We start from the raw sequence: 11,416 nt of genomic DNA on the forward strand, positions 1-11,416 counted from the left end.
TTCTTATCATAGACATCCCACACCTCATACCTTAAAGGGTATCAAGAACGCCAAATTTAGCATTGGATGCAGGCGATAAGGCGTTGCTAGTATTTTCTTAGCAAAGGGCGCTGGACTTGGCTTCCAGTAACGACTTATCCGTTGGAGTAGACCATCTTGGCTAATTCTATTGTTAATGTTGCAGACACCAATGCAAGACGCGGTGCCGATGTATTGTTGGAAGTGCTGGAAAGCGAAGGAGTGAAGTATATCTTCGGTAACCCAGGGACGACAGAATTGCCGTTGATGGATGCACTGCTGCGTAAGCCGCAGATCGAGTATATTTTAGCGTTGCAGGAAGCCAGTGCGGTGGCAATGGCCGACGGTTATGCACAGGCGGCAGGTAAGCCGGGCTTCCTTAACTTACACACCGCAGGTGGGTTGGGACATGGGATGGGCAACCTGCTTAATGCCAGCGTCTCGCAAACGCCGCTGGTAGTGACGGCAGGCCAGCAGGATTCACGCCATAGCATCACCGATCCGCTACTGTATGGCGATTTAGTCAGTATTGCTTCCCCGGCAGTTAAATGGGCGAAGGAAGTCACCAGTCCTACGCAACTGCCTATCCTGATACGCCGTGCGTTTCATGATGCTGATGCTGCGCCGCGAGGCCCGGTATTTTTGTCTTTACCGATGGATGTGATGGAAGAGATGAGCAACATCGGCATTGACGCCCCTTCTTATATCGACAAGCGGGCGGTGGCGGGTTCTTTACCGCTACTGGCAAGTAAACTGGCGGCAATCACACCGGGGAAACTGGCGATTATAGCTGGTGACGAGATCCATCCGAGCAAAGCCGCTGCCGACACGGTTGCGGTAGCCGAGTTGCTAGGCGCGGATGTTTACGGCTCCTCATGGCCGTCACGTATTCCTTACCCGACATCCCACGCGCTGTGGCGCGGCAATTTACCGACTAAAGCGTCGGATATCGCCAAGGTATTAAGCCAGTACGAGGCAATTTTTGCCCTTGGTGGCAAATCGCTGATCACTATTCTTTATACCGAAGGGAGCGCGATCCCCGCGGGTTGCCAGTTGTACCAGCTCTCGGCTGATGTGAATGATTTGGGCCGCACCTACAGCAGTGGCCTGTCGGTAATGGGGGATATCAAAGCCTCGTTAGACGCGTTGTTACCCGAGCTAAACAAAGCAACCCAACCCCGGCGCGAGGCCTATCAGCAGCGTCTGGCGCAGGCGCAGCAGGATTATGCAACGGGGCGGTTGTATTGGCAGAACCTTGCTCAAGAGCAGCATGCTTTGTCAGATATCACCCCGCTGGTTGCCGCATTTGAAGCGACGCGCGCCATTGGGCCAGATGTTGCCATTGTGGATGAAGCTATTGCCACCTCATCGAGCGTGCGTAAATTCCTGTCCAGCAACCGGGCCGATCAGTACGCCTTTTTACGAGGTGGTGGCTTAGGATGGGGGATGCCAGCCTCGATTGGTTTTTCGCTCGGTTTGGACAAAGCGCCAGTGGTTTGTCTCGTAGGTGATGGTGCAGCAATGTACTCGCCACAGGCGCTGTGGACCGCAGCACATCAAAAATTACCGATCACCTTTATTGTCATGAACAACCGGGAATATAACGTACTGAAAAACTTCATGCGTTCTCAGGAAGATTACTCGTCGGCTAAAACTAATACTTTTATTGCCATGGACTTGGTCGACCCGGCGGTTGACTATCAAGCACTGGCGGCGTCAATGGGTATACCGGCTCGTCAGATTCGCCGGGCAGCGGATATTGCGCCTGCGATTGAAGCCGCGATTGCCAGCGGATTGCCGAACCTGATTGAGATTGTGATCAGTGCGAATTAAACCTAAGGATAGAGGAGAGCCAACATGAATGTTATTAGCAATATTGAAGACTTGCGCACGCTGGCCCAGCGTCGAGTGCCAAAAATGTTTTATGAGTTTGCCGATTCGGGGTCTTGGACGGAATCGACTTATCGCGCCAATGAGGCGGATTTCAAAAATATCTTACTCCGCCAGCGCGTAGGTCGTGATCTCAGCCAGCGCTCGTTGAAAAGCCCGATGTTGGGCATCGATATGGCGATGCCGGTCGCGCTTTCGCCGGTTGGTTTGCAGGGCATGCTGCGTGCCGATGGCGAAATGCATGCGGCAAAAGCAGCGGCGGCATTTGGCGTTCGTTATACGTTATCGACAATGAGTATTTGTTCTCTGGAAGATATTGCCGCACATACTCGCGCGCCTTTCTGGTTTCAACTCTATGTCATGCGTGACAAGAACTTTATGTTGTCACTGATTAACCGGGCAAAAGAGGCCGGTTGTGACGCCTTGGTACTAACACTGGATTTACAGGTGATCGGTGACCGACATAAAGATGCGCGTAATGGTTTATCGACGCCGCCGAAGATGACGTTGAAAAATATCCTCAACATGATGAGCAAGCCGGCGTGGTGTATGGGCATGGTCGGTACATCGCGGCGTAATCTTGGCAACATTATGGGACATGCGAAAAATGTCGATAACATGACGTCGTTATCATCATGGATTGCCTCACAGTTTGACCCGAGCTTGAGCTGGGATGATGTGGAATGGATTAAAGCACAATGGGGCGGCAAGCTGATTATCAAAGGCATTCTGGATGCCGAAGATGCGCGTCGCGCACAACAGGCGGGGGTTGATGCCATTATCGTCAGTAACCACGGGGGCCGTCAGTTAGATGGCGCGCCTTCATCGATTGCGGCGTTGCCACCGATTATTGATGCGGTAGGTGCCAATACTGAAGTTTGGCTCGATAGTGGCATTCGTTCCGGTCAGGATGTGCTTAAAGCGCTGGCATTAGGTGCACGTGGCACCATGATTGGTCGTGCTTTCCTGTGGGGCTTGGCGGCACAGGGGGAGCAGGGCGTGACCAAGGCGCTAGATATTATTTATAAAGAATTGGATTTGAGCATGGCATTCTGCGGCCATACCAAAGTGGATCAGATAGGTCGCTCGACGTTAATTGAAAGCACGATTCCACGCTTATTTTAATATTTGCCTTTTACCAAGCCACGCTGCCAAGCGTGGCTTATTTCATTTCCCCGTTGCTGAAATCCTTGCACAGCGCCAGAAAACTCTCTAAACAGGCGTTTTTATTCTTAGTGGACCACATTAAGACATTTTTAATATGCGGCGCATCTTCCAGCGGTTTGTAGATAACGCCATTGACTGGCGCATGTTGCATTGAGGCGGGAACCAGTGCGACGCCAAAATCGTGGGCCACAAAGTTAACCACGCTCTGCTGCACAAAGACTTCCAGCCCGATTTTGGGGCTAAATCCTGCCTGTTTGCACTTAGTGACAATGCTATCGTGCAGCGTCGGCGCCATTTCTCTGGGCACCATAATAAAATCATCGTGTGCCAGCTGCGCTAAAGATAAACGTTCAAGTTCGGCACACGGATGATGCTTAGGCAACGCAGCGAGCAACGGCTCTTCGAGGAGGGTAATAGCATCGAGCGTTGGCGTTGCCATATCGGCAAAACTTATCGCGGCGTCAAGGGTGCCATCAAGTAGCGCCTTCTTTAACTCTGCCGGAACCATCTCTTGTAGCCGCAACTCTATCCCTGGCTGGGCAATTTTATGCCGCCGGGCAATATGTGGTACGACGCTATAAGAGGCATACATCGTTGAGCCAAGCTTAAGCACTCCGCGTTGACCTGCCGCAATAGCCTGCGCATTCTTATTGGCCTGATGCATTAGATTGATAATCTCGCGCGCATCTTGCAAAAACTGCTCGCCAGCCAGCGTCAGAGAGACGCCTTTGGCGCCGCGCTCAAACAAAGTGACACCGACGGTACTTTCCAGCAACGCAATCTGTCGGCTTAACGGTGGCTGAGACATGTTGAGTTTTTCTGCCGCACGCCCGACGTGACCGATTTCAGCCAAGGTACAAAAGTGCACAAGTTGATTAAAGGTCGGTAGCATTTGACACCCTGTTATCTGATCTTGATGGTAAGCATTATCCTGCCACCAACATGGCTAGAGCTATCACTATATTGACGTTTTATGCAAAAGCCATGTTGACGCTCTCAGCAATAATAGCCGCAACATCGACGCCAATTGTTTCCTGAACGCTAATTTTTAAACAACTGCTTACGACTCTTACCTTGCCCAAAATCCAAACCATCAATATGTTACGTTATAACATTTAAGTTAAGTCCTATTTCAATCTATTGATGTTGTTAATTCTTCGACCAGGGGTTCACATGACAGGCAAGCGTCTTGCAGCAGTAGCAGCGGTAGTGTTGGCATCTCTTCATGCGGGAGCCGCGTTGGCCGCCCCTGCACCGGTATTGAATGCTATTGGCGTAGAAAATGAATACGCCGATGTGATTTCACAGATTGGCGGTAAGTTCGTTCATGTGACGGCGATTGAAACCGACCCAAATACGGACCCGCATACTTTTGAAGCCAGCCCACAGATTGCTGCCGACATTGCTAATGCAGATTTAGTGGTGAAGAACGGCGTGGGCTATGACGCCTGGACCGATAAATTCCTTTCTGCGACGGCTAAAAAAGAGCGCCGTGTCATTGATGTACAGCACCTATTGGGGCTGCCGGATAACACACCAAATCCACACCTGTGGTACAAGCCAACCACTATGCCGGTTGTAGCAAAGCAAATTGCTGCCGAACTTAGCGCCGCGCTTCCAGCGCAAAAAGCCTATTTTGAGGCGAATGTTAAAAAATTCGATGAATCCCTGAAGCCGTGGCAGGCTGCCGTTGCCGCTTTCAAGGCGAAATATAACGGGACTGAAGTGGGTGTCACTGAACCGGTGGGCGATTATTTGCTACAGGCCGCGGGCATGCATATTGCGACGCCTTGGACGCTGGAAACTGCCATCATGAACGGCACCGATCCCGCTCCGCAGGATGTGACCGCACAAAATGCGCTGCTTTCCGAGCATAAGATCAAAGTGTTCGTTTATAACCAGCAAGTGACCGATCCACTGACTCAATCCTTCCTGGCGTTAGCGAAGAAAAATAATATTCCGGTGGTTGGCGTATATGAAACTATGCCAATGCCGGGTTACACCTATCAGTCGTGGATGCTGGCGGAAACTCAAGCCTTGAGCCGCGCAGTGGCGGACAAAGTCTCGACTGAAACCCTGCTGGCAAGTAAATAAGATGGCAAGTGAGTACGACGATGTCTTAGCCGTTAATAACGTTAGCGTTTCTTTTGCCGCCAAACAGGTGCTGCAACAGGTAAGTTTTAGCCTCAAGCCCGGAGAGTTCTGCGGGCTAATTGGCTCTAACGGCTCAGGTAAAACCACGCTATTACGGACTATTCTCGGTTTTCAAAGCGCCAGCCAAGGTAGCGTGAGCATTGCCGGGCTGACCGGCAAGTGCGGCTTAGGCTCGGTTGGCTATGTGCCGCAGAAAATCTTGTTTGATGCAGAGATGCCGCTGCGCGCCAGAGATCTGGTGACTTTGGGGCTAAATGGTCATCGTCTGGGGTTTGGCTTTACCTCGAAGAAAGTCAAACAACAGGTCGATGAGATGCTCAAAGAAGTGGGCGCGGAAAGCTTTGCCGATCAACGACTCGGCGATCTTTCCGGCGGTCAGCAGCAGCGAGTGCTAATCGCGCACGCGTTGATTCGTCGTCCTCGCTTGTTATTGCTTGATGAGCCGTTGGCTAATCTGGACATGCGCAGCGTGTCGGAAATTGTGGCGCTGTTGCGCCACCTTTGTGTCTCGCATCAGGTATCGATCCTGCTTTCTGCCCACGATATGAACCCGCTGCTGTCGTCGATGGACAGCATTGTTTATTTAGCCAACGGGCGAGCGGCCAGCGGCCAGACCAGCGATGTAGTGCGCAGCGACGTGCTCAGCGAATTATACGGTCATCATATTGAAGTGGTTCACGTACTGGATCGCGTCTTGGTGATTGCGGCAAACAGCGCGTTGCCAACCACACACTACTGTGTAGAAAACTCTGCAAATGTATAAATCCTGATGAACTCTCTCCTTACCGCTATTTTTGAGCCGGGTTTTTTCTCCAGCCAGCCGGTACAAACCGCATTGATTATTGGCGGTGGCGCGGCCATTGTCTCCGGCGTTGTTGGTGTATTCACCGTGATCCGTGGTCAGGCATTTGCCGGTCATGCATTGGCAGATGTCAGTAGTGCGGGTAGTGCGCTCGCTTTTCTCCTGGGTATTAACCCACTGATAGGTTTACTTGGCATGGCGTTACTGGCGTCAGTGGGGATGGAGCTGGTGGATATGCGTCGCGCCCGTGAGCGTGATCTGGTCACGGGGATAGTGTTAGGCGCGGGGCTTGGCCTGTCGGCGCTGTTTTTATATTTTGACGTCACGACGCACAGCACTACCGGCGCGGCCATTACGGTGATGTTTGGCTCGATGTTCGCTATCCCGGCTTCGATTATTCCGCTGGCGTTGCTGGTGGGATTAGGCGCGCTGGTCGCTACCGCCATTCTTTATCGTCCTTTGTTACTCAGCTCTCTCGACGTGGAGCTGGCGCAAATCCGCGGAGTTAATACCCGAGCCGTTGGCCTGCTCTATCTGGTGGTGCTGGGGTTGTCGGTGGCGCTGTCATCGATGACCGTCGGTGCGGTGTTATCTACCGCCTTGCTGATTGGTCCGGCCGCCACGGCATTGCGACTGGTTAAACGCCCGGCGATGGCCATTTTGTTGGCGGTGATTATTGGGCTGGTGGCGACCTGGGGCGGCATTCTACTGGCTTATGACAGCTATTACTGGACGCCGGGGCACGGCTGGCCGGTGAGCTTCTTTATTGTCGGGCTGATTTTCATTGGCTACCTGCTGAGCACGCACCTTAAAACCGTTAAGGCGAATTAACCATGTTTTCCAGTTTTATGACCAATACCTGGATTGTAGTGACGTTGGTTGCCATCATTGCCGGGTTTGTCGGGTTTTTCATCGTATTGCGCGGCGCGTCTTTCGCCGCACACGCGTTGCCGCTCGGTACTTTTCCCGGTGCGGCGCTCGCCAGTTTGTTGGGCTTCAATTCCTTTATTGGCCTGATAGCTTTTGCCGGGATTGGCGTATTTGGCATTAGCCAACTATCGAAAAATGGCCGCCACGCGGTGGCTACCGCGCTATGTCTGGTGATGCTATTAAGTCTGGGCACGCTCTTTTTAAGCATGAGCAGTCAATATTCCCAGCAGGTATACGCATTACTTTTCGGGGAAGTCTTGGGCGTAAGCTCGACGGATGTCTGGCTAATTGGCGCGATTGGTATTGTGGTGATTGCTGTGACTATTAAGCTCTTCTCACCGCTGTTAATCAGTTCGGTTTCGCCGGAGTTGGCCGAAGTTAAAGGTATCTCTGCTCGCAAAATGGAAGTGTGGTTTCTGGCGATTTTGGCGCTAGCCACCGCTATTTCATTGCCGATTGTCGGGGCATTGTTGGTGTTTAGCTTAATGGTTGGCCCAGCGGCGGTCGCGCGTTCGCTCACTTCACGTCCTGTTCCCGCGGTGCTGTTATCGGTGGCTATCTCGTTAATTACCGTGTGGCTCGCCATCGCCTTGTCTTATGAAACCAACTGGCCGGTTGGCTTCTTTGTTGGTGGATTTGGCGCACTGTTTTACGGTACTGAGCGATTACGACGTCGTTTTATCACACGCTAGAAAAATCACCGGAGGCTCTGTGCTAGAGTAATCATAGTTTGTGTGCTGAACGATAGCCGGAGTCAAAATGGAGCGTTTGGAGTACGACCGCATGTTTGTTGCGGTTTATGAGCTTGGCAGTTTTGCCAAGGCAGCAGAGCGGCGAGAAACCAGCCCAGCTCAGGCTTCGCGGTTGATAAGCCGGCTGGAAAGCTATCTCAACGCGCAGCTTTTCAAACGCACGACTCGCGCGCTCTTTCCAACTGATGTGGGAAAGGCTTATTACGAAAGAATTAAGTTAGTGCTCGAAGAACTTGATTCGCTGGATGTTGCCATCCGTGATAGTGCGATGACACCTTCTGGCCGTGTGCGCCTGTCTGCACCGATCTCTTTTGGGGCAACGCAACTTACTCCTCTGTTAACTCAATTCGCCCATCAATACCCAGACATTCATCTGGATGTTAACTTTTCTGACCGTATGGTGCAGTTGGTTGATGAAGGCTACGATTTGGCGGTGCGCATTGGCAATTTACCCGATAGCAGTATGATTGCTCGCAAACTGTGTCAATCTCGCATTCTATGTCTGGCAACTCCCACTTATTTAGCCGCACAAGGCACGCCTGAAACGCCACAAGATTTGCTGGCGCATCGCTGTATTGTGGATACCAATTTCCGCGACCCGTTTAACTGGGTATTTAACAGCACAGGCAAACAGGAAACGGTAACTATCGCCGGTTATCTTAGCTTTTCTGACGCGGGAGCCTGTCTGACGGCAGCGAAAGCGGGACTTGGGATCACCAGGATTCCGAGTTTTATCGCACAAGAGGAGCTGTATAAAGGAGAGCTGATCACCGTGTTACCTACAGAAATCTCGACCGTGGGGATTTATATTGTCTATCCGCCAGCACGAGCGTTGGCGGGTAAGGTACGTACGCTGATCGATTTTCTGGTCCAACATTATCAAGAACACCCCTATCGGGAATAGCCGTTCAGCTCGGCGTTATTTTTACCATTTTGGTAAGAATTATATGCAATTTGGCTGGGTAATCATTTCGCTATAAATCATTTATGGTAATCCTCACTGAAACTTGATGGGGATATATTATGTTGAAATATGATACTACGCCGTATGCGACATTAATTTTACGCTTAACAATGGGCTTATTATTTCTTATCCATATGGGCGAAAAATTATTTGTTTTTACTCCGGAAGGAACGGTGAAATATTTCACCAGTCTCGGACTGCCCGGCGATCTCGCCTATGTGGTTATTGCCTGGGAAATCGTCGGTGCCGTTGCGCTGTTGCTCGGTGTTTGGGCCAGACCTATTGCACTACTGATGATCCCCGATCTGTTAGGCACAATTATTAATGTGCACGGCCCCGCTGGTTTTTTCTTTAACAACCCTAATGGCGGTTGGGAGTTCCCTGCATTATGGATTATTGGCTTATTAGTACTGGCATTAAGTGATAAAGAAATATTTGCCGTGAAAACCTGTCGCTAAAATATAAAGAGGAATAAAGATGAAATCTATTTTTGCCTGCTCACTTTTTATATTGAGCACAGGAGTGGTAACGAATGCTTTTGCGGCGTCGCTCGCGAATAAACCGGTACTGCCATTAGATATCGTGAAAAACTCCGTCGCGTCAGTGAATACAAAAGGGAAACTACAGGGGCATCAGTTTGCCGTCAGCGTAGTTGATGATGGCGGCAACTTGCTTTATGCCGAGCGGCCTGAAGGCGTGGCACCGGGAATGATGGATGCTGCTATTGGTAAAGCGCAGACTGCTGCGCGTTATGGTATCGCGACCCAGCTTATTGAACAGCAGGTCACGAGTGGGCGGGTTTCCTATCTTAGTTTGCCAAAGGCGGTGCCCATTGAAGGCGGCATACCCATTGTGTTGCAAGGGCATATCATTGGCGCGTTGGGGGTTGCCGGGTCAGCATCCGATATTGACGAGGCCGCCGCACAGGCTGGTGCAACGGCATTGACTGCTGCGCTAAACGCAGCGGTTAGATAGTGGAACGTTGGTCGACTTGGTAACTCACTCGCATGTTAAGTGTTGAGCCCCAATGATGTTTATGCGAGTCACTGGGGATTTTTTATTACGGTTTAAGCCTGCGGCTGCTTTACTGAAACTATTACTGAGCTAAAGAAACAACTACTTTTTTAGCTTGTTCTATTAACTGCTTATGGTGTTCGCCTGGGTTTTGAATATCCTCTTCAACGCCAATAGTGTTGTAGAGATATTCAACCTTGGAGTCTTCTATACCGCCGTATAAAGCCATACTTGTTAATAAATCATTCATGTATGCATCTTTAGATTGTGTCTCAAACTTGTCCTGCGCACCGCCAACTAGTGAAATCCAACGTATTGAACGCGCAGGGATACGTTGCCCTCTGCCATACGCGAGGCCGTAATTCCACACTCGATCAAAATACCCCTTCAAGATGGCTGGCATTGAATACCACCACAGTGGGAACACGACGATGATGTTGTCTACGTCCGCCAGTTCTGCAAACAGCGTTCTCACTTCTTCACTGTAGATTTTATTTGGATTCTGCCAGTCCGGTTCATCCTCTGTGCCTAATGAAGGATCAAATCCGGTACGGTATAAGTCGAGTTCGGCGACGTCCATTTTTTGACTGGCTGCTTGTTTTTTCAGGGCATCAACCACTTGTGCAGTTAATGAATCGGCGCGCGGATGCGCCCAGATGATGTAGGTTTTTCCGGATGTTTTTGCTGTATCGGTTAGGTTACTTTTCATGCTTTATCCCGTTGGGTATTGATGATGACGGTACTTTACCCAAGCGGGATTGTGTTATAAACGCACAATAATGGGATGGGTTGATGAGTAATATTCACTAATGAAGCTAAATTTTTCTGACTTTGCGACCTTTGTGGCCGTTGCTAAGCATCAAGGGTTTCGGGCGGCAGGCGATGCGTTAGGCGTTTCCCCTTCGGCGGTCAGCCACTCAATGAAACAACTCGAACAGCGGCTAAAAATACGCTTATTGAATAGAACGACTCGCAGCGTATCGCTGACCGAAGCCGGACAAAGTTTGTATGACAGGTTAAGTCCGGCGTTTGAAAATATCTCTCTGACTATTGATGACCTTAATCGTTTTCGTGATTTGCCGGTTGGCACATTGCGGATTAATGCTGCACAGCAGGCGGCACGTTTATTTCTCATGCCTTTGGTGACTGAATTTATTCGCTGCTATCCCGATATCAAAGTGGAGATCACCACCGACGACAGGCTAACCGATATCGTTAAACATGGTTTTGATGCCGGCATCCGATTAAAAGATATTGTCGAAAAGGACATGATTGCCACGCCGATTGGCCCACCGGTGCGTTTTGCCGTGGTGGCAACCCCAGCATATTTTGAGAAATATGCACTGCCTGACCACCCTAATGAGCTGGTCGATCATCAATGCGTGGTATTTCGCTTTCCTAGCGGAAGAGCCTATCACTGGGAATTTGAGCGTGATGGCAACAAGCTGGAAGTGTCAACAGACGGTAATATCACCGTAGATGACCTCGATTTAGAATTAGATGCAGTATTGCAAGGTGCGGGAATAGGCTATTTGATCTATGAACAGGTTGAGCAGCATATCAAAGAAGGGCGGCTGATTTCTGTTTTGGACGCCTGGCTACCGGAAAGACCGGGATTTCATTTGTACTACCCGAACCGGCAATATATGCCTTATGGATTGAAATCGTTTTTAGCGTTTATTAGGCAGTGATTGAGGCAGCTCAGCCCCGCCGAGGATACTCTCG

Annotated in this window: 12 protein-coding genes; 10 read left to right on the forward strand and 2 right to left on the reverse strand. The window is 50.5% G+C overall.

The annotated features are described in order from the left end of the window. Positions 1 to 156: 156 nt before the first annotated feature. Together ACL9RG_RS16010 and ACL9RG_RS16015 are read left to right on the forward strand one after the other, a co-directional pair. The gene (locus ACL9RG_RS16010) at positions 157 to 1,851 is read left to right on the forward strand and encodes a thiamine pyrophosphate-binding protein (protein ID WP_422793624.1); all 1,695 of its coding nucleotides are present in this window, start codon (positions 157 to 159) and stop codon (positions 1,849 to 1,851) included. 24 nt (positions 1,852 to 1,875) lie between these two features. Next, complete coding sequence (locus tag ACL9RG_RS16015) at positions 1,876 to 3,033, forward strand: alpha-hydroxy acid oxidase (protein ID WP_422793625.1); 1,158 nt, start codon at positions 1,876 to 1,878, stop codon at positions 3,031 to 3,033. A gap of 37 nt (positions 3,034 to 3,070) precedes the next feature. Here the strand turns inward: ACL9RG_RS16015 and ACL9RG_RS16020 are convergent, their stop codons facing one another. Then, positions 3,071 to 3,967, reverse strand: a complete 897-nt coding sequence (locus tag ACL9RG_RS16020; protein ID WP_422793626.1) for a LysR family transcriptional regulator — start codon at positions 3,965 to 3,967, stop codon at positions 3,071 to 3,073. 281 nt (positions 3,968 to 4,248) lie between these two features. Between ACL9RG_RS16020 and ACL9RG_RS16025 the strand changes: the two genes are divergently transcribed. From ACL9RG_RS16025 to ACL9RG_RS16055, 7 genes are all read left to right on the forward strand, one after another. Continuing rightward, positions 4,249 to 5,169: a metal ABC transporter solute-binding protein, Zn/Mn family gene (locus ACL9RG_RS16025; protein ID WP_422793627.1), complete on the forward strand. Its 921-nt coding sequence runs from the start codon at positions 4,249 to 4,251 to the stop codon at positions 5,167 to 5,169. Position 5,170: 1 nt separating this feature from the next. Further along, entirely contained in the window at positions 5,171 to 5,992 is an 822-nt protein-coding gene (locus tag ACL9RG_RS16030) for a metal ABC transporter ATP-binding protein (RefSeq protein WP_422793628.1), read from the forward strand. 6 nt (positions 5,993 to 5,998) lie between these two features. Then, positions 5,999 to 6,862, forward strand: coding sequence for a metal ABC transporter permease (locus tag ACL9RG_RS16035; RefSeq protein ID WP_422793629.1), 864 nt, complete (start codon positions 5,999 to 6,001; stop codon positions 6,860 to 6,862). A 2-nt stretch (positions 6,863 to 6,864) separates the two neighbouring features. Continuing rightward, complete coding sequence (locus ACL9RG_RS16040; protein WP_422793630.1) at positions 6,865 to 7,653, forward strand: metal ABC transporter permease; 789 nt, start codon at positions 6,865 to 6,867, stop codon at positions 7,651 to 7,653. 67 nt (positions 7,654 to 7,720) lie between these two features. Then, on the forward strand, positions 7,721 to 8,617 hold the full coding sequence (locus tag ACL9RG_RS16045; RefSeq protein WP_422793631.1) for a LysR substrate-binding domain-containing protein: 897 nt from the start codon (positions 7,721 to 7,723) through the stop codon (positions 8,615 to 8,617). A 119-nt stretch (positions 8,618 to 8,736) separates the two neighbouring features. Next, on the forward strand, positions 8,737 to 9,135 hold the full coding sequence (locus ACL9RG_RS16050) for a DoxX family protein (protein WP_422793632.1): 399 nt from the start codon (positions 8,737 to 8,739) through the stop codon (positions 9,133 to 9,135). A 19-nt stretch (positions 9,136 to 9,154) separates the two neighbouring features. After that, positions 9,155 to 9,652, forward strand: a complete 498-nt coding sequence (locus ACL9RG_RS16055; protein ID WP_422793633.1) for a GlcG/HbpS family heme-binding protein — start codon at positions 9,155 to 9,157, stop codon at positions 9,650 to 9,652. 121 nt (positions 9,653 to 9,773) lie between these two features. Here the strand turns inward: ACL9RG_RS16055 and ACL9RG_RS16060 are convergent, their stop codons facing one another. Next, positions 9,774 to 10,400, reverse strand: coding sequence for an NAD(P)H oxidoreductase (locus ACL9RG_RS16060; RefSeq protein WP_422793634.1), 627 nt, complete (start codon positions 10,398 to 10,400; stop codon positions 9,774 to 9,776). Positions 10,401 to 10,500: 100 nt separating this feature from the next. On the opposite strand from ACL9RG_RS16060, the gene ACL9RG_RS16065 reads away from it, so the two are divergent. Next, positions 10,501 to 11,382, forward strand: coding sequence for a LysR family transcriptional regulator (locus ACL9RG_RS16065; protein WP_422793635.1), 882 nt, complete (start codon positions 10,501 to 10,503; stop codon positions 11,380 to 11,382). The last annotated feature ends 34 nt before the right edge of the window (positions 11,383 to 11,416 follow it).

It is taken from the genome of Rouxiella sp. Mn2063 (assembly GCF_049319665.1).
GTDB lineage: Bacteria > Pseudomonadota > Gammaproteobacteria > Enterobacterales > Enterobacteriaceae > JBMOUD01.

What these genes read in the sequence shown, in the direction of transcription:
- ACL9RG_RS16015 (WP_422793625.1), top strand. Translation starts at nt 1,876, where the DNA reads ATGAATGTTATTAGCAATATTGAAGACTTGCGCACGCTGGCCCAGCGT.
- ACL9RG_RS16020 (WP_422793626.1), bottom strand. Translation starts at nt 3,967, where the DNA reads ATGCTACCGACCTTTAATCAACTTGTGCACTTTTGTACCTTGGCTGAA.
- ACL9RG_RS16025 (WP_422793627.1), top strand. Translation starts at nt 4,249, where the DNA reads ATGACAGGCAAGCGTCTTGCAGCAGTAGCAGCGGTAGTGTTGGCATCT.
- ACL9RG_RS16030 (WP_422793628.1), top strand. Translation starts at nt 5,171, where the DNA reads ATGGCAAGTGAGTACGACGATGTCTTAGCCGTTAATAACGTTAGCGTT.
- ACL9RG_RS16035 (WP_422793629.1), top strand. Translation starts at nt 5,999, where the DNA reads ATGAACTCTCTCCTTACCGCTATTTTTGAGCCGGGTTTTTTCTCCAGC.
- ACL9RG_RS16040 (WP_422793630.1), top strand. Translation starts at nt 6,865, where the DNA reads ATGTTTTCCAGTTTTATGACCAATACCTGGATTGTAGTGACGTTGGTT.
- ACL9RG_RS16045 (WP_422793631.1), top strand. Translation starts at nt 7,721, where the DNA reads ATGGAGCGTTTGGAGTACGACCGCATGTTTGTTGCGGTTTATGAGCTT.
- ACL9RG_RS16050 (WP_422793632.1), top strand. Translation starts at nt 8,737, where the DNA reads ATGTTGAAATATGATACTACGCCGTATGCGACATTAATTTTACGCTTA.
- ACL9RG_RS16055 (WP_422793633.1), top strand. Translation starts at nt 9,155, where the DNA reads ATGAAATCTATTTTTGCCTGCTCACTTTTTATATTGAGCACAGGAGTG.
- ACL9RG_RS16060 (WP_422793634.1), bottom strand. Translation starts at nt 10,400, where the DNA reads ATGAAAAGTAACCTAACCGATACAGCAAAAACATCCGGAAAAACCTAC.
- ACL9RG_RS16065 (WP_422793635.1), top strand. Translation starts at nt 10,501, where the DNA reads ATGAAGCTAAATTTTTCTGACTTTGCGACCTTTGTGGCCGTTGCTAAG.